Origin of the sequence: Clostridium sp. UBA871 (genome assembly GCF_002295255.1) — a bacterium.
In the GTDB taxonomy this organism is placed as follows: Bacteria; Bacillota; Clostridia; order Clostridiales; family Clostridiaceae; genus Clostridium_J; species Clostridium_J sulfidigenes.
In genome coordinates, this window is sequence record NZ_DBFV01000004.1 from 529,227 (window position 1) to 553,672 (window position 24,446).

General features: G+C 29.5%; 25 protein-coding genes. 4 read left to right on the forward strand and 21 right to left on the reverse strand.

Annotated elements, in window-relative coordinates; translation table 11 throughout:
• Position 1: 1 nt before the first annotated feature.
• The 16 genes from B3086_RS08525 to B3086_RS08600 all read right to left on the reverse strand — a co-directional run bounded on the left by B3086_RS08525 (position 2) and on the right by B3086_RS08600 (position 16,656).
• On the reverse strand, positions 2–2,080 hold the full coding sequence (locus B3086_RS08525) for an efflux RND transporter permease subunit (RefSeq protein WP_346893199.1): 2,079 nt from the start codon (positions 2,078–2,080) through the stop codon (positions 2–4).
• A gap of 449 nt (positions 2,081–2,529) precedes the next feature.
• On the reverse strand, positions 2,530–2,997 hold the full coding sequence (locus tag B3086_RS08530; protein WP_346878760.1) for a hypothetical protein: 468 nt from the start codon (positions 2,995–2,997) through the stop codon (positions 2,530–2,532).
• A gap of 80 nt (positions 2,998–3,077) precedes the next feature.
• Positions 3,078–3,209, reverse strand: coding sequence for a hypothetical protein (locus B3086_RS08535; RefSeq protein WP_346893201.1), 132 nt, complete (start codon positions 3,207–3,209; stop codon positions 3,078–3,080).
• A 277-nt stretch (positions 3,210–3,486) separates the two neighbouring features.
• Positions 3,487–3,882: a hypothetical protein gene (locus tag B3086_RS08540; RefSeq protein ID WP_346893203.1), complete on the reverse strand. Its 396-nt coding sequence runs from the start codon at positions 3,880–3,882 to the stop codon at positions 3,487–3,489.
• 333 nt (positions 3,883–4,215) lie between these two features.
• The gene (locus B3086_RS08545) at positions 4,216–4,422 is read right to left on the reverse strand and encodes a LexA family protein (RefSeq protein ID WP_346878758.1); all 207 of its coding nucleotides are present in this window, start codon (positions 4,420–4,422) and stop codon (positions 4,216–4,218) included.
• Between the two features lie 104 nt (positions 4,423–4,526).
• Entirely contained in the window at positions 4,527–5,435 is a 909-nt protein-coding gene (locus B3086_RS08550) for a glycoside hydrolase family 25 protein (RefSeq protein ID WP_346878757.1), read from the reverse strand.
• Positions 5,436–5,486: 51 nt separating this feature from the next.
• Entirely contained in the window at positions 5,487–5,903 is a 417-nt protein-coding gene (locus tag B3086_RS08555) for a phage holin family protein (protein WP_346878756.1), read from the reverse strand.
• Positions 5,904–5,943: 40 nt separating this feature from the next.
• Entirely contained in the window at positions 5,944–10,419 is a 4,476-nt protein-coding gene (locus B3086_RS08560) for a phage tail spike protein (protein ID WP_346878755.1), read from the reverse strand.
• 37 nt (positions 10,420–10,456) lie between these two features.
• Positions 10,457–10,846, reverse strand: a complete 390-nt coding sequence (locus B3086_RS08565; RefSeq protein WP_346878754.1) for a DUF1617 family protein — start codon at positions 10,844–10,846, stop codon at positions 10,457–10,459.
• A gap of 149 nt (positions 10,847–10,995) precedes the next feature.
• Positions 10,996–11,688: a phage distal tail protein gene (locus B3086_RS08570; protein ID WP_346878753.1), complete on the reverse strand. Its 693-nt coding sequence runs from the start codon at positions 11,686–11,688 to the stop codon at positions 10,996–10,998.
• Positions 11,688–13,613, reverse strand: a complete 1,926-nt coding sequence (locus B3086_RS08575) for a hypothetical protein (RefSeq protein WP_346893205.1) — start codon at positions 13,611–13,613, stop codon at positions 11,688–11,690. Before B3086_RS08575 ends, B3086_RS08570 begins: the two co-directional genes overlap by 1 nt.
• Before the next feature lie 261 nt (positions 13,614–13,874).
• The gene (locus B3086_RS08580; protein WP_346847979.1) at positions 13,875–14,471 is read right to left on the reverse strand and encodes a bacteriophage Gp15 family protein; all 597 of its coding nucleotides are present in this window, start codon (positions 14,469–14,471) and stop codon (positions 13,875–13,877) included.
• A complete protein-coding gene (locus B3086_RS08585; RefSeq protein ID WP_346847978.1) occupies positions 14,471–14,812 on the reverse strand; it encodes a DUF6673 family protein in 342 nt (113 codons plus the stop codon). The genes B3086_RS08580 and B3086_RS08585 overlap by 1 nt, the downstream gene beginning before the upstream one ends.
• A 15-nt stretch (positions 14,813–14,827) precedes the next feature.
• Positions 14,828–15,322 (reverse strand): hypothetical protein, encoded by a 495-nt coding sequence (locus B3086_RS08590; protein ID WP_346847977.1) that lies wholly within the window; start codon positions 15,320–15,322, stop codon positions 14,828–14,830.
• Positions 15,315–15,755, reverse strand: coding sequence for a chloramphenicol resistance protein (locus B3086_RS08595; RefSeq protein ID WP_346847976.1), 441 nt, complete (start codon positions 15,753–15,755; stop codon positions 15,315–15,317). Before B3086_RS08595 ends, B3086_RS08590 begins: the two co-directional genes overlap by 8 nt.
• 466 nt (positions 15,756–16,221) lie before the next feature.
• Complete coding sequence (locus B3086_RS08600) at positions 16,222–16,656, reverse strand: sigma factor-like helix-turn-helix DNA-binding protein (protein WP_346847975.1); 435 nt, start codon at positions 16,654–16,656, stop codon at positions 16,222–16,224.
• A 330-nt stretch (positions 16,657–16,986) separates the two neighbouring features.
• On the opposite strand from B3086_RS08600, the gene B3086_RS08605 reads away from it, so the two are divergent.
• Both B3086_RS08605 and B3086_RS08610 read left to right on the forward strand, forming a co-directional pair.
• The gene (locus B3086_RS08605; protein WP_346847974.1) at positions 16,987–17,430 is read left to right on the forward strand and encodes a helix-turn-helix domain-containing protein; all 444 of its coding nucleotides are present in this window, start codon (positions 16,987–16,989) and stop codon (positions 17,428–17,430) included.
• 53 nt (positions 17,431–17,483) lie between these two features.
• Complete coding sequence (locus tag B3086_RS08610) at positions 17,484–17,912, forward strand: ImmA/IrrE family metallo-endopeptidase (RefSeq protein ID WP_346847973.1); 429 nt, start codon at positions 17,484–17,486, stop codon at positions 17,910–17,912.
• Between the two features lie 97 nt (positions 17,913–18,009).
• Here the strand turns inward: B3086_RS08610 and B3086_RS08615 are convergent, their stop codons facing one another.
• The 3 genes from B3086_RS08615 to B3086_RS08625 all read right to left on the reverse strand — a co-directional run bounded on the left by B3086_RS08615 (position 18,010) and on the right by B3086_RS08625 (position 21,504).
• Positions 18,010–19,287 (reverse strand): FAD-dependent oxidoreductase, encoded by a 1,278-nt coding sequence (locus B3086_RS08615; RefSeq protein WP_346877416.1) that lies wholly within the window; start codon positions 19,285–19,287, stop codon positions 18,010–18,012.
• The gene (locus B3086_RS08620; RefSeq protein ID WP_346847971.1) at positions 19,284–20,321 is read right to left on the reverse strand and encodes a sulfide/dihydroorotate dehydrogenase-like FAD/NAD-binding protein; all 1,038 of its coding nucleotides are present in this window, start codon (positions 20,319–20,321) and stop codon (positions 19,284–19,286) included. Before B3086_RS08620 ends, B3086_RS08615 begins: the two co-directional genes overlap by 4 nt.
• A 67-nt stretch (positions 20,322–20,388) precedes the next feature.
• Complete coding sequence (locus tag B3086_RS08625; RefSeq protein ID WP_346847970.1) at positions 20,389–21,504, reverse strand: D-alanyl-D-alanine carboxypeptidase family protein; 1,116 nt, start codon at positions 21,502–21,504, stop codon at positions 20,389–20,391.
• A gap of 127 nt (positions 21,505–21,631) precedes the next feature.
• Here B3086_RS08625 and B3086_RS08630 point away from each other — a divergent pair, with 127 nt between their 5' ends.
• The gene (locus B3086_RS08630) at positions 21,632–22,213 is read left to right on the forward strand and encodes a DUF2953 domain-containing protein (protein WP_346847969.1); all 582 of its coding nucleotides are present in this window, start codon (positions 21,632–21,634) and stop codon (positions 22,211–22,213) included.
• A complete protein-coding gene (ytfJ, locus tag B3086_RS08635; protein ID WP_346847968.1) occupies positions 22,214–22,642 on the forward strand; it encodes a GerW family sporulation protein in 429 nt (142 codons plus the stop codon). It begins immediately after the preceding gene.
• A gap of 133 nt (positions 22,643–22,775) precedes the next feature.
• Here the strand turns inward: ytfJ and scpB are convergent, their stop codons facing one another.
• Positions 22,776–23,510 carry an SMC-Scp complex subunit ScpB gene (gene scpB / locus B3086_RS08640; RefSeq protein ID WP_346847967.1) on the reverse strand — a complete coding sequence of 245 codons (735 nt, stop codon included), beginning with the start codon at positions 23,508–23,510 and terminating at the stop codon, positions 22,776–22,778.
• Positions 23,503–24,249 carry a segregation/condensation protein A gene (locus B3086_RS08645; RefSeq protein WP_035129401.1) on the reverse strand — a complete coding sequence of 249 codons (747 nt, stop codon included), beginning with the start codon at positions 24,247–24,249 and terminating at the stop codon, positions 23,503–23,505. Before B3086_RS08645 ends, scpB begins: the two co-directional genes overlap by 8 nt.
• Positions 24,250–24,446: the final 197 nt, after the last annotated feature.

The window sequence follows — 24,446 nt, forward strand, 5'->3', positions numbered from 1 at the left end:
TTTATGCAGCCTCCTCAACATTTTTTATAAAACCTTTACTTGTTTTTATTATTACTTTCTCACTAATTAGTAGAATCCCTGGTAATACAAATAAAATTACAAACATACTTATAATTGCTCCTCTAGCCATTAATGTACATAGAGAACTTACCATTTCCAGTTTAGATATAATACCAACTCCAGCTGTAGCCCCAAAGAATGTCAAAGCGCTAGTAATAATTGATCTAGATGAGCTTTGAACAGCTATTCTCATAGCATCCATTTTGTTTGATGACATTTCAAGTTCTTCTTTAAATCTAGAGGTTAATAATATAGCATAATCCACTGTAGCACCTAATTGTATTGTTCCTATCACTATTGACGCTATGAAAGGAATTACACTACCTGTATAGAAAGGAATACCTAAATTTATAAATATAGCAAGCTCAATAGCAATAACTAAAATTATCGGCAAACTTAATGACATAAATACTAGTGCTATAATTATAAATATGGCTACTATAGATGCAATACTAACATTTTTAAAGTCTATATCTGAAATTTTGATTAAGTCATTAGTCAATGGAGCTTCTCCACTTACTAATCCATCAGAATCATATTTTTTTACTATGTCGTTTATTTTTACAAGTTGTTCCTTTACCTCATCAGTTGCTGCCTTATATTCTGAGTTTACTACAAAAAGCTCATAGCCTCCTGATCTTATCTTTTCTAATAAATCTTTTGGTATAAAGCTCTCTGGTACCCTTGGTCCTAATATTTTCTCTAGGGCAATTACTGAGGATACCCCATCTACCTGTTCTAGTTCATCAGCCATGGCTTTAACTTTATAGTTATCAAGGCTATCTTTAATTAAAATCATGTTTGTAGATGTCATTCCGTAGTCATTCTTCAACTTATTGGTTCCCACGATAGATGGTAAATCCTTTGGAAGGGACTCATCTAAATTGTAATATACTTTAGCATTAACCTTACCTATAAATGCAGGGATAAATACTAAAATTCCTATTAATACAAAGGCTTTATGGTGTTTTACCACAAATTCAGAAGTCTTCTCAAAGGTTGGTAGTAAAGTTTTATGTCTGTATTTATGAATAACCCTATCAAATGTAAGAATTAAGGCAGGTAAAACAGTTACTGTACATATAACTCCAAGTAATACTCCTTTAGCCATAACTAGCCCTATATCTTTACCAAGAGCTAAGTCCATTGTACAAAGAGCTAAAAATCCAGCTATTGTAGTTAATGAACTTCCTGCTACAGAAATCATTGTATTTGCTATAGCATTTGCCATAGCTATTACTTTGTCCTTTTGAACTTCTCTTTCTTCATCATATCTGTGAAGTAAGAAAATTGAATAATCCATAGTTACTCCAAGTTGCAATATTGCGGACAGAGCCTTAGTTATATAGGATATCTCTCCAAAAATAATATTACTTCCCATATTATAAATTACTGCAATTCCTATACTTCCTAAGAATATAACTGGTATTACCACTGAATCCATAGTCAGTGCTAGAACTATTAAAGATAATACTACTGCTATTAATACATAAAATGGAGTTTCCTTATCTGATAAGTCCTTAGTATCTTTAACTATTCCAGCCATCCCACTTAGAAAGCTTTGTTCTCCAGCAACCTTTCTTATATCTTCTACAGCATTTTGTGTAATAATATTAGCACTACCTTCCTCTAGCATTATTACCATCATAGTTGAATCCTTAGCATAAAACACATCTTGTATGCTACTAGGAAGTATATCCTTAGGAATTGGTGAATCCAAAACATCATTTATCCATAATACCTTTTGTACTCCTTGAATTTTTTCCACCTTTTCCTTTATTTTTGCTACATCCTTATCTTCCATACCTTCTACTATCAGCATACTAAGTGATCCACAATCAAAATCTCTTTTTAGAATCTCTTCTGCTCTTACAGTTTCTAAATCATCTGGTAAATAGCTTAGTATATCGTAATTAATTTTAGTCTTAATAAACCCCAATACAGATGGAATAAGTAATAAAAATGCTAAAACTAAAATTATAACTCTACTCTCAGCTATCTTCTTAGATATCTTTGCCATAGTTCATGTCCATCTCCCTTTCATTAATATCTCTCAATTTTATACCGACCAGTCAGTTTTATCAATTATCACTTACCTTAGTTTTCTTCAATTTTCCACTATTTAAAACGTTTCCATGGCACATTATCTTAATTTTTCTTCACTTTTCATAGCATCACCTCTTTTTAAAGTAATATTTTTACAATAATGAATTTCTAATCCTATTTTCCTTCAATAAAAATTAACTTTATTCTTTATCTCCATTGAGAATCGTCATTCTGATCCCAATGAAATTTTCTGAAAATTGAACCTATATTTCATATATATAAATATCTTCATTAAAAGGAAAAAGTACATTAACAAATTATTTACTTATTAACAATTAGTAACAACATATTCTTACTATTAATATCTATTTCCTTTATAAAAATAAAAATAGCAAGAATTAATTTCTTGCTATTTTGCATACACTACATTGCCAAATCTATGAGAGAAGATTTAATTATTGGCATACCTTTTTCATTTTTCCCTTCTAATACCCCATAAATCCTAACTACATCTCCGTCTGATATTTTTAAACTTTTAAAATTAAGTTTTCCTAATTCCCATGTAACTACATAAGACTTGGCCTCTTCTCCTTCATTTTGTGTGATTATGAAATTAGTTTTGTCTATATTCTCCCCTAAAGAATCTATTGAAGATACAACTCCTACTGCAAATACTTTTTCTCCTTCTAATTCTCCACTTTCTACTTGTGAACTTTGAACTTGTATTGCAGTATCTCTTATATCTATGTTTACATTATTATCTTCTACTGGTTCCTCAATTTGAGTTCCATTGCTTTCATCTTTGTTAGAGTTTTTAATAGACTTATTGCATCCTACCATGGAAGTAACGACAACACCTAAACACATTATAATCAACAATACTTTTTTCATTTTTTCATCTCCTATATTTTCTCTATAAGCTATATATATCAATGTCAACGTGAAAATAATACATTATTTTTAAAGATAAATTATGTATATGTATCATAAGGTTCATATTTTACAACTTTGGAATTAAATAAATATTCATATAAATCCTCATGGTCATCTATTGTAAACTTACGCAGTAAAAGCCTATCAGTATATAAATATTGTTGCTCCATTTTGTAACCCTCCATTTAAAATTACTATTACAATATTATGGTACCTAACTCCCACCGCTTGGTCAACATTTTTTTCTAAATTTTCTATTATTTCCATAAACAATTTTATACTCAATTTAAATGAAATAAAAATAAGGCTAGTAAGACTTTCTTCAGTCTACTGCCCTTAATTTCACTTTTGGTAAATTATATAAATATATTTTATAATTAAAACATTTTTAATTTAGCTAATTTAAAAATTTATCTTGAAAATATGATAGTAGCACTTTTAGAATCACTAACCAATTCCTAATGCTACGTTTACCATTTTATTTGTCCTTGTAGATGCTGCTATTATCTTTTCATAGAGTTCATTGTCATTATATCCTTGATTTAAATATTTATTTTCATAATACTCAAAAGGTAGATTAGTATTATTAATACTTAATTTTTCTGCCAACATTCTATCTGCCATTAGCTTTCTAGCTTGTACTCTATACTTATTTCTTAAAAAGTGAGCTTGCTTTGCTTGTTCTTTTATTGATAATGATTTATCTATTTCATTAATAATGTTTTTATCACGTTTATTATACCATATTCTTACTTCTAAATTGTTTAATTTCCCTATTAATTCCGTGTATCTATTAAAATTATTTGCTGTTCTTACCGCTTTAACCTTTCTTATATATTTCATTCTTTACCATTATATCATATTTGTTAAAATCTTTCAAATTGCACCTTTATATACCCCCTTTACCCACATCACCTATAATCTGAATTCCTTCAAACCTGCATGAATAAAACAACTATTTAAATAGTTAAATAGTTTCCTATATAAATTATAAAGTCAGTTAACATTCATTTAGTCATTTCTTTGTACTACTTATAAATATCTAATGTAGTTTCTTTTAAAAACCACATATAAACTTAACATCTATATTTCATATTTAAAAGACTATGTCTCAGTATAGTTAACCTAATCTTTACTCATATAAAATACAATCCTATTAAAACCCTATATGTTGTATTATTTTACTACTCTTATACTCCTTGGAGATTCTTTTTTTCTTGTTATATACCCCTTTTCTTCAAGCTTATTTAAATGTGCATGAACTGTAGATGTAGATGTTATACCTACAATATCACATAACTCTCTAACTGTTGGTGAAATACTCTCCCTCTGTACATATTCATTTATGGCATTAAGAACTATCCTTTGCTTTTTAGTCAACATTTTATAACCCCCTATAAATACATTTTATCAAACATTTGTTCTCTTTTCAATTGTATATTTATAAATAGACTAATAAAGATTTTACTCCTTACTAGCCTTAAATATTATTTACCTAACTTCTTACAATAATCTATAGCCTTATCTAATGTTTCCTGTCTATTCTTCCCCTGGATAAGTACATTTGTATAACCACTCTTATTCTTAGCCTCTCCTACTGCAATAACTGTTTTATATTGTCCATAATGTGCATATGGTCTTAAACAGTTTATTGTTGGACAGTTAAGCCTATCAGCTATTATCTCAGCTATTGCCTGGTCTACTGCATTTGAATATTGTATAATATAATCCATTTTATTTTCATCTTTGCTATCTGTATTAGGTTTTGGTTTTTCTGGCTTAGCTATGTTATCTTTAGAATTAATTAATCCAGGATAATCAACATAGCAATAGTTCATATCTACATTACCACTAATGCCATTTACTCTTCCATCACTAACATATTGCCACATATCATGTTTACCTTTATAGGTACAAGTCGTATTATATTGAGCCACCCACTTAACCCATTTATTAAACCTGTTATCTGTTAGCTTATTATTAAACCAGGATGTATTAGCATAAATACCTGCCCAATAACCAGTCTTTTCTATAGCATTGCAAAATACCTCCGCCATATCTGCTATAAGTTTATTAGAGCACTTTCCTGTAGTCCCTGCATCTTCTAAATCATAATAAACTGGATATTTTAGTTCATATCCTTTTATTAATCTTAGGATATGATCCGCTTCACTTTTAGCTTGTGATATTGAGATTGCATAAGAATAAATATAAACTCCAAAGGGTATCCCAAGTCTAGTACATTCTTTAGCATTTCTATGGAATTGCTTGTCATCCTGGCTTGTTATGTTATCACCATATCCTACACTCAAGATTGCATAATCTATCTGACTTTTAACCCTATCCCAATCAATAGTCCCTTGGTGATGTGATACGTCTATACCTCTTAATTTCATAATCAATTCCTCCTTAAATATAAAAGAGTGAGATTGCTTCTATTCTGTAAACTAATTATTTAATTCTTTCTTTTCTCCATCCTTAAGCTGTGCTAGTGCATCCTTTATTTTTTCTGGTATAGGTAATCCGAGCCCTGCACAATTCTCTAGTAAACTAATCCCCTCATTGGCAATGTAGAAATAACATACAAGAGTACGAAAAACCCAAGTGCCTGTATTAAGTAATCTATCTAGCATTACAGCAACTATGAGAACTATAAATATAACTGCCTTTCTAGCTATCCCCATTAACCCAACATCACTAGATACTTCCTTGTTAATCCATGCTCTTAACAATCCTGTACCATAGTCTAAAACCATAAAGAGTATCAATACTACCAATGCAGTATCCCATGTTCCTAATAGCCATGTTATGCCTGTTCCTAATGCCATTACTATTACTTTAATGTAGTTTAAAATTTTATCCATATTACACCTTCCTTTTTTACAAAATAAAAGAGACCAGGCTTTAACCTAATCCCTTAATTTCATTAATTTCATTAATTTCATTTTTTAATTGAGTAATTTCTGCTCGTAGTTTTTGAATCATATGAGTATTTATAGAAATCATTTCCGTATAAGCTAAAGAATATTCATAATCTACTATTCTTTCATCTGTAGAGTAATCTACTATGGAAGTGGGGTCTATTTCATTACCTTTTGCATCCATGGGAGCTTTTTGCAATAATGCCATATCTTTATAATCAAGACCAGCTACATCCATGGCATCTTCTACATCTTGTGCGATAAATCCATAATGTTTTCTTCCACTGTGTCCGTTAATCAATTCATAACTTATTGGTTTTAAATTTTCATAAAATGTTTCTATTTTTTCATCATAAGCTAGAATATTATTCTTTTTCCTTCTGTCTGAACTTACGTCTGCCGCTTGTGTAGAATAAAGCTTTATGAATCGACCACTTGGAGATCCTAGATAAGATACTCCATTTAAAACATTAACTGCGTCGTTATACATTCTGACATATACATCATCACCACTTAAACCAAACCAGTAATTATTACCACTTGAAAATCCCCAACCCCTATTCTTTTTACCTCCGATTACAAGGAATCCACTATTTATAATAACATCAGCATCTGTAACAGTGAGTCCTGCTGGGTTGAATGTATACTTAGAAATTCCACCTTGATATATATCTGTTTTGTTAGAAGATATATATAAGTAGTTAGATGCGTCCCACTTAAGTCTTACTGCGGAACCTACTCCCAACTCATCTTTAGCAGTTGCATCTAAACTACATTTTCCAAATAATCTTATAATAGGGTTATTTGTCGCAGATTTTAAACGCTCTAAAGATATTGTATTTGTTTTAATATTCCCACCATCAATAGTCGTTTGACCAGCTGTACTTAGGTTCGTCATGGTAACATATCCAGTAAGATTTATTTTACTAGCACTTATTTTTATAGATTCGGCAGTTTGGTTAATACAAGAAATAATTTCATTGGAAGAAACTTTTGCTCCTAAATCATTTTTATAATAAGTAGAACTTCTAACCGTAGATACAATTGCGGTATCAGTAATCTTCTGTTCTGCATTAGATACCCTGTTAGTAAGTAATGTTACTTTACCATCTACGGTTTCGGTTGTTTGTTCTACACCCTCAACCCTAGTAGTAACCTTACCCAGGTCAAGTTCTATACTAGCGGCTTTTTTAGATACTGTAGTTATCTTATTTTCTACATCTTCTGGTGCTGGAGACCAATCTGTAGGTTTATTACCTTTTTCTAACTTTACATTTTTAATATACACTATTGAGTCTGTTTGAAAACCATACCCATAAATATAAAAGCTTCTTTCCCTTGTAAAATCTATAGTATCCAGTAAAGGTACTTTAGCATATACTCTAACCCACTTATTTACTGGAAAATTGTTTAAAGTGTATTGACCAGAATGAAAACCTAAGGAAATCCCACCAATTAAATAATGATGTATACCTCCAAATAGTTTTGTTCCTATTCCTGTAGAAAACACATCCATAGATACAACTAATTCACTAAAATCAGAAAGAGTCCTCTCAATATTTTGAGATATACATTTCCATTGTCCATTACCATCACTTTCATTAAACTCGATAACAGGATAATTAAAAGTAATGATGTCTATATGTGCATGGTATGATGTAGTAGGATTAGGCACTCCACCATTATATCCACTCCACTCAGTAGCATATAAGTTGTCATGTTTATCCGTTATACTACTACTTTTATAAGTGTTTTTAAAATCACTATTTAATACTAAATTCCTTCCACCAACTTCAATCTTATCTATAGCACCATTAACAATATTATTAACTTGTGTGGTTTCAACTTTTAAAGCTATAGAATCTTTCATTTGTTCAATAGTAGATGCTTGAGTTGTTACCGTTTCATTAAGCCCACTTATACTTGTAGAGTGAGCACTAACCGTTGATTTAGTTTTATCTAAATCTCTTATTGTATCATTAGTTTTATTTTCCACTCCTGATACTTGACCAGTTAAGTTATTTATAGTACTAGTATGACTACTAATTGTGCTACTTATAGATTCTACTGTTGTTACTGTAGAATTATAAGCATCCTTTAACTGCGTAATTACTCCATCCTTAACTATTGTAGTGTTACTTATTAATGCACTTATTTTACCTTGTTGAATGTTTAGAGCTGTTGTATTACTTTCTGTAATAGTTTTTACACCTTGAATGGATGCATCTATATCTTCTGGAGCTGGTGTCCAGTCGGTAGATTTATTCCCTAGTTCAACTTTTATATTTTTTATCCAATATTCATCTGTCGGTTTGAAATATAAATAAAGTCTACTATCCAAGTTTGGATCACCTACAACAGTTTGAGTAAAAGATAACCATTGCCATTCTGTTGTAGCATTAAATGTAAATGTATTAGATATAGTAGCAGTATTATATAATTGACAAGTAAAATCACTATTAGCTTTAGCTTTTATTAATATAGATAACGTAACCTTGTCTCCTACTTTTAGCAATCCTTTTGGTAAATATAATTCAGAACCATATACATACTGTTTATTAGTATGCAATACTTTACCATGAATAGTGTCTTCAACTATTTCAGATATAGATCCGGTACCACTTGAACTACTTGGTATATAATCTAATCTACTTTTAATCAATAAGTTCCTACCACCTACCTCAATTTCATCAACAGTAGTACTAAGTGTATTAAAGGCTATATCCAATGTTTGATTATTTTTATCTAACAGTACCTTTGAAGACTTTAAAGTATGGGTATTAGTATCTTTATTAAATTCTTCTATGAAACTATTATAATCTATCTGCTTACCACCTACAGAATTCTCAGAAATCATATTACCTTTTATGAGGTCATCACCTATAGCATTTTCCTTAATTCCTGTGTGGTCTATAAGAGTGGTAGTTCCATCTTCTCCTCTTAAAATAAAATTAAAATCACCTTTGATATCCTGTCCCATTTGTATTCTAACTCTATTATTCTTATCCTTAAACTGTTGGGTAGCACCTGTTATTTCAATTCCACCATTATCAGATTTTATCTTGAACTTATTAGTAGATATATCTCCGGAATTAATTTTACTAACATCTAGATTCTCAATCATTGCGTTTTTGATGAAGCCATTGTCTACAGTGACTTTATCAGATGTAAGGATTAAAGACTGGATATTGTTAGATGTAAGGTTTCCATTTACAAGAGTTTGTATATCTCCTACGCTACTTTCTAATATCTCTATTCTTCCTACACCAGCATTAAGTTCTATTATATCTGCTTTATCAGCCTGTAACTTTACTATATTAGCATTGGCTGCATCTAGTTGTGTTATTGTAGCACTTGTAGCCTCAAGATCACCAACTCTAATTTCAACTGCATTAAGGCTCTGTATGTCCGCCTTATTAATTGTAATTTTTTCTACTGTACCCTTTATAGCTCCTTCAGATATAGTTCCGTTACTGCTAGTAATATTGTTTACAGTTTTAGAAGTATCTTCATATTCCTTTTGCATATCCTCAAATGTCAATATAGTGTTTGCTATCTCACATGTATTTTTATCAGGTTCATCTGGATATTCTACCATTTTAACTATTCTTTGCTTTTCTTTAATACCTTCTTCTTTAGATATAAGAGTAATTATGTCTCCAAGACCATATGATAAAAGACTATACTTATCATTAATGCTTGCGAGATCTACTATATCAGCTCCATAACTTTTATAAGGTTTACTTAACTCTTCTAACTTTGCAATCGCATCTTCTCTAAGTGAATTTTCATCTGTATATTTTTCAGCCTTCCATATAATAGTTTTCTTTTTTGAAGAATATTGATAATTTTCTACTGTAACTTTTAAGTCGTTTTCTCCTATGGCAATAAGTCTTGTACAAAAATCATAAGAATTACTTTTTACATCTAAATCTCTTAAATTTAGAGAGTCTATAAAATAGACTCCCTTGTCATTTCCAAGCTTTTTGGCTATATTTATCCTTTTATTAAGTGTATCAAACTCCATTTCTACAAAATAGGTTTTCTTAATATCTTGGATTATATCCCACGTACTACAATTAATTTTTCTTATGGTTCTCTTTTTAGTCTCATTGCAATATCCTATTATCCAACCTGTTCCAGCTAGTGCAAGTGTCAAACATTCAGCTATAGTTTGATTAGAAGTATCAAAATGTTCCCAACTTTTCCCCTCTAAGGCTTCTACATTAAGAACTGCTTTAATAGATTTCCAATCTCCATTAGTTGAAATTTCTTTTATTACAAACTCATGGGTTTTAGTTCTTATATACCCCTCTTCTTTAATCTCATCGGAGAATCTAGATGGATATGAAAAAGAAAGTGTCTTATCTCCATTGCTAAGAACACTTTGTATTTTAAGGTCTTTATATAAAGTTAAATTACTTATTTTAACTTTGTTTAAGTCATATAATTGTAGCATTATTAATCTCCTTTCTCCGTATCAAGAGTTTTAGGGATTACTCCTCTATCATATAATCTATAAGCATTAACTCCATTGGACTCATAACACAATTAGAGTTTACAAGTTCATCTATTTGGAATTTATGAATATCTATTTCATTCTCTATATCTAATAGATCTTTAATATCTCGATTCCAGTCCATTATATATTCCTCTGCAATCCTTATATTATTATCTTCTATTAAAGGTTTTCCCTCTTCGTCTTTAATACTATACATATCAATAAGTTTTTGTTTTTCTTTGTTGTATAACTTAAGTTCATCTTCTATTTTTGCTATATTCTTAGCTAAAACATAGGAAACTTTTATAGGTAATTTTTTTTGTGATATTGCTCCTAAAACTGGAGCATCATTTACTATTCGGTTATTGTTTAATTTTATAATCATTATAAAGTACCTCCTAAAACCAATTTTTTTACCAAAATATAAATTTTTATAAAATTCAATCACGTAAGCAAATTGTAGATCTTCCATCTCATTATTTTTTGTGAATGCTAACTTCTTAGTTGCTTTTAACATATTGATCATCTTTTCATCTAGATATATCTAGGTTTATATTTAATATTTATATCTACATTATTTCTGCTAACAGTAATTGCATTAATTCCTGGTTTAAGTGTAGGAAATTCCCACATATCGCAATCACTAAACTTATTAATTCCATCAACTGTTACAGTATCTTCTCCTATTGTTACCCTTTTACCCCCTATTAAGTTTTTAATAATAATAGGGTTATCACTTAATCCATTGATTACTATATCTGCAATAGATATAGAAGGTATTATTTCAACTATAGCCGGTATTTCTATATCACCATCTACATTTATAGTTTTATTATTAATTCTATTCATGATTTCAATTTTCTCTTCTTTCTCAGCTACAACAAGCATAGTCACTTCTAGAATTTCATTTCCTTCTACTATATGCTTTGATGATGGAGTATCACTTATAAAACCCCTATAATAAATGTCTATATCATGAAATTTTATTGTTGATATGGCTAATTCCTTAATAAGAATACTCTTCATTATCTCTATCTCATCATCATTGCTGCATATTATATCTAAAGTAAGTTTAAGTACCTTATATTTATATCTAAACTTATTAGATATATATGGATTAAGTGAGTTAGCACTCCAATTGTTTATAATATCAATTTCAGCTGTTCCTATATTTCTATCTAACAATTTTGCTTTAAAGTTACTTATATTAATATTATTTATAAACACTATCTCACCCTCTTTCCAGCTAAAGCAAATTTACCATCAACTTTTTTATAAGTATACTCGGATATTTTCTCGCTATCCATATATACTGGAACTATAAATGTACTATCTTCTTGAATATCATCACTATTTAGATTAGAACTTATAGTACTTGTACCTTGATTATTTCTAGCAATTATACCTCCTGTAGTACTTGATACATTATAATCTACTGCCATTTGCATTCCGTATACTAAGTCAGATAAATCTTTTTCCATAGATTTTTTTATATTGTCTGTTTCATCAGTAAATCCTACACCTACACCTTGTGCCATATATTTACCTACTTGATCTCTGAAAACCCTACTAGGTGAATTAATATCTAATGCTGCTCTGGCTCCTCCAACTATTCCCTTGAAGAATCCACTTACTCTTTCACCTATCCAACTACCCATACTTGTAATACCTTCCCATATACCTTTTACAACGTTTATTCCTATATCCAGAAACTGTGAAGGTAAGCCTTTAACTGCATCAATAATATTTTTAACCATATCTGATCCTGCTTCAGCGGCTTTACTTCCTAAATTTATACCAAACTCTATAACTCTATCTATTGTATTGCTTAGCCATTCACCTATTCTACTTGGCAATGTAGAAAACCATTCTATAACTGCATTTATAGTATTATTAACTGTGTCAACCATACTGTTATATGTTTGTGTTCCCCAATCAGCTATATTGTTATAGGTATTAACTAGCCAATCCCATATTTTTCCGGGTAACTCTGAGAAAAATGTAACTACAGTATCTATCCATATTGGAACATTCTCTATAAAATAATCCAATACACCAATTCCCCACTCTACAATAGTAGTAAGGACATATCCTAAAACAAATCCTATCTTTTCTGGTAATTGACTAAACCAATCAATTATAGATTGTATCCACATTGGAATAACTTCAGTAAAGAAATCTACTATAGCTTGCCATCCATTTGCAAATACTTCTTTAATTATTCCCCATAATTCCAAAAACCAGCTGCCCACAGTTTCTCCTAATGATGATATTTGTTCGCCTAACCATTCCATAATAGATAAAATTCCTTCACCTATAAACTCCATTAATGTAGCAAATAGTGAAGCCACTACTTCAATTATTAAAGGTATTATTGTAGGTAGCATTTCTAATATTGCCTTTCCTAACTCTAAGATTAAGTTTAGTAGTAAATCCAATAAGTCAGGTAATAATTCAACTAATCCTTCAATAAGACTTACAATAATTTTACCAGCCGATTCAAGAATGCTAGGCAAATTACTCTTTATTCCTTCTATCAAAGATTCTATAATAGAAACTCCTATATCAACAAACTTAGGTAAACTTTCTGATATATTTGATAACATATTCGCAAATACATCTCCAATACTACCTGCAAGTCCTTCAAATCCACCTTCTTGGAATGCTGAAGATAGCTGTCCTATCATATCTGTTGCTGAAGCTGTTATTTCTTTTAATGGGGCATCTACGCTATCACTCATATCTTTTCCAAGACTCATTAGTGAGCTTTTAAATATAGTAACTTCACGGCCTAAACCCTCTTCCATAGTTGCCGCTGTTGCATTTAGCTTTTCTATTTCTGCTCCTGCATTTTGGCTAAAATCTGCTATTTTAGATACGCCTTGTGCAAACTGTTTTCCAGCACTTATTCCATAAGAGCCAACTTTTCCAATAGCTTTTGTAATATTGCTAAATGCCTTTATACTTGATTTACCAATGTCCATAGCTAAGTCTGACATAGTTTTACTATTTTTTTCTTTTACCTCATTAGCTTTTTCTTCAAAGTTATTTATAGTATTATTCATTGTTTGGTTTATGGTATTATTTATTTCTATATTTATTTTTGTTAAGTCAACTAATAGTTCTTTTCTATCAATTATAATATTTGACATAATATCACCTGCCTTTTATAAAGCAGGCTACGGCTCACTACTCTAGGGTGTGGCTCTAAGCTCTGGCTTTTCTATTTCTATATTTATTAACCTCTTACATCTACTACATTTTATTTCTCCTTTGATGTAATCAGCTTTAATTAATAATTTATTACAAAATGGACATTTTACTTTTACTATGCAAATCACCTACCTTTACTAATAAAAAGTGCCTAGTTTTATAAGCACTTTTTATTAGTTTTTATAGTTAGAATACTAAAATCAAAGTATTCCCCTTAAGTCTCCATTTTCCATAAGAGCATTTTCAATTTCTGTTACCTTTTGTTTTTTAGATTTACTCATTGGAATAGCATAAATTCTCTTCATATTACTATAAAAATCCTTTTGTTCTTTGCTCATATTGGTATTTATAGTCATAGATCTATATCCCATAATCTTAACTATTTCATTGTCTTCCTTTAAAGCTCTAAACATGGCTTTAAATTTCCACCAATGTAAATCTTCTATATCCTGAAGGTCTATGTCATATTGGGTTAGAAAAGCGGAGTAAATATAGTCATCGTCATATTCAAAACTATATGCTCTTGTACTCTTACCCATAGATACTCCACTACTTCCTTCATTAATATCTTTTCCACCTCTATAAAACCAAAGAATTTGTTTAATTGCTTCTTCTAAATTATCTGGTATTACTGGATAATATAGAAGAAGAGCATTATATATCTTTTCTTTATCATCAAGCTCATCATCCTGAATCATTATCTCAAACAAAATGGATGTACGAAAATCATAATTAATCTTATATTCTCTATTATCTATTTCAACTTTTCGAGGTAAAACATCAATTAAAATATTCATTATTTTTTAGAACGTCTTTGAATTCTATTAGAAGAATACTTATTAGCAATGAGTTCAATTTCTTTATTTTTCTCATTTATGCCTGTTATTAGAGCCTCAAAAGCCTTTAAACATTCAAGTAAGTTAACTTTATCTCCAAATACTCTTTCATGAGTACCTTGTCCAAAAAGTTCATCAAAAACTTTAAAGATGGCTTTGCACTGAGTTCTTATCCCTTCTCCAATTGACATACCCTTTGTTTCTTCTTCTATATTCATTACTTTTTTTATTGCTTTATCATATTTTTCTGCAACATCGGCATCAAATATATCTAATTCTAGCTCAATTCCATTAATATTCATTAAATATTCCTCCTACTAAATTGCAGTAAATGTTTTTGTTGCAGTATTGAATGTACCTTCTATAAAATCTCCTACTGCATTTAAGTTTCCTGATACCACAATAGTTTCTCCGCCTGCTCCAGCTAATCCAGCAACTTCACAACTTACTATAAATTTTCTAGCCTTATAAGTATTCTCACTTCCTTCTATTGGTTGAAATAGTTCAACTTTAACATAGTCAAATTGTGCATCTGCACCTGTAAGATGATTTCTTCCAACATTGTATAATGCCATTACTGCCCCTTCACTTTTAATTAAATCTGATGTGAATGGGAATTGTGTTTGGTATGACTTAATTGTAGTTGACGATGATTTATCGTTAATATAAACTTTAGTATCAAGTTGAGCTGCTGGATTTTCATCTAATGTATTAAATCCAGCTCCCATTAATTCATATTTTTCTACACCTGTTGATCCACCTATATTTATATAATCTGCTATTTGATGTCTTTGTATTGATTCTCTACTCATTATTTTTTCCTCCTTCTTGGTAATATACCAATCTACATTCTATTTTATATTGTGCTTTATCTAGATTTTTTTCGAAAACATAACCACTTGTTAATGCTTCTATTTTTTGTGCCACTCTCCCACTATCTAGTACTGGTAGATTATTAAGCTCTGATTGAAGTTCTAGCCACTTAGTAAAGTTTTCATAGAATTTACTATTAGCTATATTTTGTACTACATCTTGTCCGCATACTTCCCTACTGACAAACATGAAACAGTATTGTCTAAGACTAGTTCCATCAATATACTTTTTTAAAATTTGTTCTCTAGGAAGTTCTTCTATCATATAGGATACTGTATTTTCACCTAAGTAATTAATATTAATACCATCATTAATATTTGCTAGATAAGGACAGGTTCCTATATATTCTTTGATACTTTCTACTATATTCATTTCTACCTCCTCTACTGATTTATATATTTTTAATATCTATTAGCTATTTATTAAAATCATTGTCACAGTTTAAGACTTTGGTTACTAGTTTTTAAAATTGAAATGGTTTATCTAGATCCTATTTAGCTAATAAAATTTAAATATATATTTTTATTTACTTTAAATTAGAGGCTATTCTTTCTTTTTGAATTATCCTAATGTATTTCAAAGAATTTATAAATCTTAATATGAAAGTCACCGCATTGTTATCACCCCTTTCCTTTAGCTCCATTTCTTATTTGTTAATAAAACTTTTTAACCATAACTCATAGTGATAAATTAGTAATCTAAACTTTATTATTCTTATTTTAAAATTTAAAACTAATTTATTATCTTAAGACTCAACTTTTAATAACTTATCACCACTGCGATAATATTATTCTAGCACCGCTTTAACCCGATTATATAAAGAGAGTTTAAAAGGAATTTATAAAGAATTTATAAAGAATATATTTGCAAGAGATTTAATAGCTTTTGACTTTATTGCTGATACATATTCTTCTGTAATATAAAGCTTTGCTGAAATATTTCTATTACTTTCCTTCTGAAAATATCTCATTTCAATAATACTTCTTTCTCTATCTGTAAGAATTTCTAGAGCATTTTCAATCTTTTTTATTTCAGCTTCTTTAACTTTTATAGCATAATTTAATCTGTTAATTTGAGCCTCTTTTCTTATTATCATGTTTTCCACTGTTGAAGTAATTTTATTAGTTTTTCCTGTCTTCTCCACGTAATTTACACCAATTCCGTCATCATATTCATTTTCTAATAACTCTATATCTAGTTTTATATTTTTAATTTCTGCTTTCGTTTGATTAAAGTTATAAAGCATAGTTTCAATTTTTTTATTCATATTCATACCGATCCCCCTTGAATTTAATTCAATTTTTATTATTTGTTGTTGAAATATTATATTGATTTAAATTCAATATAATATTTCATTTGTTAAAGACATATTTCAGCCTGCACTCTAATTATAACGTGATTTACTATTATTGAGTTATTTCTCTAAATATACTTCATTTCTTATACAACCCCCATATTTGAATTTAATTCAATATTCATATTTTGATTTTATTGAATTAAATTCAAATTGTCAAGTCATATTGAATTTTTTTTGATTTTATTTCAACTTATATTGATTTTACTTCAAATATGGTTATAATATAATTATAGGAGGTGTAAATATATGAATACACTGGGTATTAGGTTAAAAGAACTTCGAAAAAAACATGGATTAACACAAAAATCATTAGCAGATATTCTTTTAATAGATAATAGCTCAATTTCTAAATATGAGAATGATAAAGCAATACCAGAAAATGAATTGCTTCAAAGAATTGCCGATTTTTTTTCCGTATCTGTAGACTACTTACTTGGTAGAAGTGATATATCATCACCTAAAAAATCAACTTTTGATGATTTAGAATTAAATCCCAAAGATAAAAAAGATATTGAGAAAATTTTTAACAGTACCTTGGAGTCTTTAGAAAATCAAGAAGGACTTATGCTTTCCGGTAATCCTATTAATGATGAAGACTGGGAATTATTAAAATCTGCTATTCAAAATGGAATTGAGTATGCTAAGAAAATGAATAAGATAAAATATACCCCTAAAAAATATAAAAAATAATTTCAAACTTTATTTCGTAAAATTTGATGATGTTTTTGGGGGGGAATATAATTTTGGAAATTTCAAATTTAGTAAATAACTTAGTAAAAAAATATAAAACTAATGATCCTCGAGAATTATGTGATGCTCTTGGAATAAATGTTATGTACGAAGATTTAGGGTCTATTCATGGATTTTATCAATATGCTCCAAAAAATAAAATAATTCACTTAAATATTAGATTAAGTGAAATCGATATGTTATTTACTTGTGCTCATGAACTTGGCCACGCTATATTGCATAGTAATCTAAATATACTTTTTTTAGAAAGTAAAACTACTCAAGTTAAAGGTAAATATGAAATGCAAGCTGATCAATTTGCAGCTGAGCTGTTGATTGATAAGTCAATAATACTTAATTACGAAGGTTTATCTATAAACACTATTGCTAAATGCGAAAATATAGATATAAAATTTTTAAAACATAAATTTTTATATAAATAAATTATTGAAAATTCATCAATAAAACCATCAGGATATACTAAATCATATATCTTGATGGTTACTGTTAAATAGATTTATATTCTAAATTTGATGTATTCTATACTAATTTTTGATTAAAAATATTATCTAACTCCAACTTCCTCACCTTTTTTTGAATTTCTTCTGACTCTAAAATATAAAGTTCATTATCCTTCATTCTCTTAAAGTACTCGGCTCCTGCAAAGGTATATCTATTTCTTCTACCTTCTGTAGTTTGAACCTTTTCATTAGCATAAGCTATAATGTCTCCAGTAGCTAAATTTCTTGGAAGGGTTAAAAGTGGCATTCCAAGCTCATTTCTAACAGCATTATGTCCTGCTAATGAACCAGTTGTTATAGCTTCTGTATGTCCTACAAAAAGCCCACTTTTTTCTCCAGCACAGAATAAATTATCAAGTCCTACAACTTTCATCTGATTACTTCTTGGTGCAACTGATAAATATCTAATGGAGTTTCCTTTACCACCTGCATATGGATCTACAAATTTTGCCTCTTCAAGACCTTCAATTTTTCTAAGTTTATCTAAGGGATAATAAGAAGTCATTAACTTAGCATGACCAGTATCTAAAAGTACTATATTTTCCGCAAATTCCTTTAGTGCATATTGTTGACAAACCTTTTGCTTTAACTTATCCGTATTTATATCTTCTGGTGGAACCTTTAATACTACTACTCCTGTTTCATCTAACTGTTTTACTATTTTCTCTGATAAGCTATCCTTCTCCAACTTGCATGATCCACTGAAAGCACCAAATACATCTTCCTGTCTTTCACCTTTTATATCTTCTATACCTGCTCTATAACTAATACTTACTCTTGGTCCAAAGGCTGGGCATCTTAAAATACACATAGAACAACCATTTCCATAGCGTAAGCAATTTCCCATAGGTCCTGTAGAACCAGTAGTTTCTACAAAGGCATCTGCTTCTATATATTCACCATTACTAAGATAAATTCCCTTTATATTAATCCCTTCCATATTTACATCTACTACACGGCTTACAAATCTAACTTTTATTCCCATTTTTTCAATGTGTCTTCTTACCGCTGGCTCTATTCTATTTACATTGTAAAGCCATGCATGTTCATGTCCTGGAAAATCTATATTTTTGTGGAGTGTATTAGCATCAGTTATGTTGATTAAATCTCCAGCTCCTAGAGCTATAAGCTCCTCTGCTGCAGTATACCTTCCATTATTCCTCATAATTCCGCCAACATTTCCAAGTCCTAGTAATAAATCTGTTTTTTCAAATATTTCAACTTCAGCTCCGGCTTTACGTGCAGAAATTGCAGCTGCACAACCAGACCAGCCTCCCCCTATTATAACTATCTTCAATACAATCTTCTCCCTTCAAATATATATTTAGGACTGGTTTGCATCTTACACAGTCTTCTCAATTTTTCATCATCATTCATAATTGTACAGCAACCACAAACCCCTTCCCCACAACACATTTTTGCATTATTGGAACAAGAAAATTCAATATTCTTATCATAAGCTTCTACTATTTTCATGATTTGATGACTAAGCACATCTGCACTGTCACAATGCACTAAAGCAACATTACCCTTAGTTAAAATTCCTTCTAAAATCTTTCTACACTTACAATCAAGAATTCCACCCATAAGCAGTGTATTGGTTTTAATTATTTCTGTAGCAAATTTTTTCAATTCCTTTTCTATAAATATTGTATCTAAAGTTCCTTCATCAATAATTACTGTAATTGTATTTTCATTATTGTATAATTTCTCCATAACAGGTACCATAGGTGCTTGACCTATACCTCTACATACTAAAACACAATGATTTCTTTTAATGGTATTCACTGAATTAAGTCCTAAAATTCCATTCCAAAAAGGACCTTTAATTAAAACATATTCATTGATATTTACATCTTTAAGTATCTTTGTTTTAAGTCCCTTTAATTCAATAGCCAAGGTAATAACATCATTTCCCGTATCACTATCCATTACACAAATTGGGGTATCAAAGGCTTGTTCACAATCCTCTTTTCTAATAAATACAAAGGAACCAGGACCAACTAATTCGCTAGCTAGTTTTTGAGTAACTTTAATCTTTAATATCATAAGCTTTTCATTTATTAGTTCTTTATCTATAATTTGAAATCTTTGATGTTTCCTTCCTTCCTTTGCCTTAAAATTGTTTTGCATAAATTCCTGATATATACATACTCCATTCCAATTTACGCAATCACAAAAGTCTTTGCCATCTAAGTGAGAACAAAGAATGCAATTTCCTGACTCAGCTAAATGACATGGACAGTATTCACTTCCACAATCTATACAGTTATATGGTTCATAGCCCATTACCTGTGCCTCCAAAATTACTATATTATCAGAATATTTCACAATAAGTTATTTGCTACTATTTCCATGAAAAAAACCAAGGTTTTTACCTTGGTTTATATTATTTATTCTATTCATCTTTATTAATCATGTATTTAATGTAATCCCATATTCCAATTTTTTCAATATCTTCTTTGAGATGAAGGGTTATTGCGTATTTAGAGTTTAATTCATTGGTTATGGTAAGCATTCCTATATCATCTGTAGTTCTAATTGGTGTAGTTAACTCATAATTAGGTAGAACAATATCTTTGACTATTTTTTCTTCATTTCTAACAGGAAAAATTAAATCTTCTTCAGCAACTAATGGTATTCCCTTGTCTTTTCCTTTAACTTTTATATCTCCTATAACTTCACCAGCTTCTATAACTTTTTTATATTCATAATTATCTTTTACATATTCATAAATTCTCTGACTTTCTTTCCATCTTGGAACACAATTTAATGTTACTACAATTATTTCATTTTTATCTAGTTTAAAGGAACTAACAAGACATTTTCCAGCCTGTCCTGTATATCCAGTCTTAACTCCAGTACAATTAGGCTCTGAATATAAAAGTTTATTTATATTATTAAATTGTTTTGTAAATTCTATTCCTTCTTCTCCCGAGATTAATTTAGTAGACACAATTTTATTAAATTCTTCAATCTCCTTAGCTTTTTTAGTTGCTATAGCTAAATCATAGGCTGAAGAGTAATGGGAGTTACTATCTAGACCATGAGGTGATTCAAAATGACTATCTAACAAACCTATTGATACTGCAAATTCATTCATGACTTCACAGAACTTTTCTACAGTCCCACTAGTTCCTTCAGCAATAGCAATGGCACAGTCGTTACCTGACTTGAGCATAAGACCATATAAAAGTTCTCTTATGGTTACCTTATCTCCAGCCTTATATCCTACTTTAGAGCCTCTTATAGATGCTGCATTTTTAGATATTTCCACAACTCTATCTATATCTCCATACTGTAAAGTAACCAGAGCAGTTATTATCTTTGTTGTACTTGCCATAGGTATAACTTTATGGGCATTTTGATCAAATAAAATAGTTCCAGTAGCTGAATCTATAGCTATGGCAGATACTGCATCTACTCTTATTGGAGCTGCATCTACGTTTTTCATAGGAATACTCACTATAATAAATAAAAATATTAATAGGAAACAACATACTCTTCTTTTCATCCTTTTACACTCCCAACTTAAATTTGTGACTTATTCTCAAATAGTTTTATTTTTTTATTTACCATGAATATATAAATCATAGTTGGATAGAATTGCAGATATAAAACTATGGAGGTTTAGTATACTAATGAAATGTTTTTTATGGATTTTAGCCATAGTTACACTGGTCTTATTATTTCCTATTCCAATAAAAATAACACTTATATATGCTAATGAAATTTTTACCTTAAAAATATATAATAAAGTAATAATTCCATCAAAAACTAAAAAAAATAGGGCTAAAAATGAAAACAAATGGAGTGATTATGTAAAAACTCCTAACGAAGAAAAAATTTCAAAATTAAAATTTAAAGATTTGAAAGGAATAATAGAACTCTTTGTTAATTCTAAATTTAAATTTACTATACGCACTAAATTTAGAGTGGATTACTCTATAGAAGATGCTGCTATAAACGCTATTACTTACGGCTTTTTATATCAAATTACAGCATTTATTTCAACAATTTTAAATCTATTTTTTAAAGTTAAAAATTTTACTCCTACTATCAATATTAAATATAATAAAAATTTCTTTAAATTTGAAAGTACTAGTATAATTTTTATAAATATAGCAAAAATTATATACATGGTTATTGTAATTTTTTATCACCTTATCAAAGTACGAAAAACTTCTTCCTTTGATAAAGTGAATTTAAAGGAGGAATTTTAGATGGACGGTCATCCAATAGAAAATTTAATGAAGTCGACTATGGAAAATATTAAAAATATGATTGATGTGGATACAGTTATCGGTAATCCTGTAAGTGCACCTGATGGTACCACAATCATTCCAATTTCAAAGGTATCCTTTGGTTTTGCCTCAGGTGGAAGTGAATTTAAGGATACTAACTTAGATTCCTCTAACAGGCATCCCTTTGCTGGTGGATCTGGTGCTGGAATCTCCTTAAAACCAGTGGGGTTCTTAGTAGTACACAAAAATACCATAAGATTTCTTTCCGTGACTGAGTATAATCCATACGATAAGATAATGGATGCAATGCCTCAAGCCATTGATATGATTTCTGGGCTATTTAACAAAGATAAAGTCAATGGTGATAATTATTCTGAAGTCTATAACCCATGCGACCCTTGTGATTAACTCTAAGAAAAAAGGCTATCTTAAAATAATTCATTAATCTTTTTATAATATTGAGGTGTATTTTAATACTATAAGTACATCCTCAATATTTATTTAAGATTTAGATTTTATTTTAAATATAGCCATAATATTATTAGAACTTCTTTTCTTCAATATCCTTTTCCTCTAATTCTACTAGCTCTTCATCTTCAATAAAATTATCTAAAGATGGTAACTCTCCTAAAGATGTAAAATCAAAATGCTTTAAGAATTCGTCAGTAGTAGCATAAAGATTTGGTCTTCCTATAACACTTTTCTTTCCTGATTCCTTTATAAGTCCTTTTTCTACTAAAGTACTAATAGCTCTATCACTTTTAACTCCTCTTATGTCTTCAATTTCTATTCTAGTTATTGGTTGTTTATAAGCAATTATAGATAGGGTTTCAAGAGCAGCCCTAGATAAGGATTGTCTAATATTTGTCTTTAACAGCATTTGAAGATAATCACTATTTATAGGTTTTGTACCAAGCTGATAAGCCTTATTGATACATATTAGTTTTATCCCCCTAGACTCATCTCTTTCATATACCTTTTCTAAAACCTTTAAAAGTTCTGTAGCAAATTCTACTGAACATTCTAAAATACTTGCTATAGTGTCTACTTCCAATGGGTCTCCAGTTACATATAATAAAGACTCTATTATAGAAAAATATCTTTCATATTTAGATTCATCTATAAGATAATTTAACTGATGTTCTGATTCTTGAAGAACCTCTTCTATTTTATTTCTAGGATCAATATCTATGCTTCCATCTTCTTTATTTACTCTACTTAAAATTTTATCATTAACTTCTACATCTTCATGATTTAAATTAGTATGTTCATTCATCCCCCATCACTCCTTCTAAATATATTTCACCAAAGTTACCATGTTGAACTACTCGTACATCCTTAAGCTTTATTAACTCTAACAAGGCTAAGAAGGTTACAATGATTTCCGTTTTACTTTTGCTCTCCTTTATTATACTAGTGAAGGTAGTATTTTTACTATGCACTAATACGTCTTTTAAGTAATCCATCTTATCTTCTATTTTAAATAACTCAACCTGTACTCTGTCTTCTATGTTGAAGGTTTCATTCATCTTATTTTTATATATTTCCATAAGTTCAATATACATATTATATAAATCCATCATGGTTATGCCCTTAAGTAGCTCTTTGGCATCTTGCTTTTTTTCTCTGGTATCTTCAATTATTTCAGGCCTTTTAGTAAATATAATGCCTGTATTCATTTGTCTCTTGCCCAAAAATTCAGCTATATTTTTAAATTTTTTATATTGAACTAATTTATCTATAAGCTCTTGTGTATCATCAACCTCTTCAATCTCTGGTTCCTTATTTTTAGGAAGTAATACCTTAGATTTTAATTCAATTAATGTAGTAGCCATAACAATAAATTCTGAGGCAATATCTAAATCCAATTCCTTCATTTCATTTAGATATCCTATATATTGATTTGTTATATCTAAAATACTTATATTATATATATCCATTTGGTTCTTTTTTATTAAGTGTAATAAAAGGTCAAAGGGCCCCTCAAAGTTTGAAGTTTTAATTGTTAATGCCATGATTTCACCTTCCTTACAACAAATTTATCTGCATACTAAAAACTTCAATATATATTTTAGCATGAAAACACTCATTTTAAATTATACTCTAAATTTAGTTAAATTTACAATAGTAAAAACCACATCTTTCAATTATGACAATTGTTATTTTGGAATCGAAAATTACTGTAGTTCATTTAAAAATAAAAAATCACCCT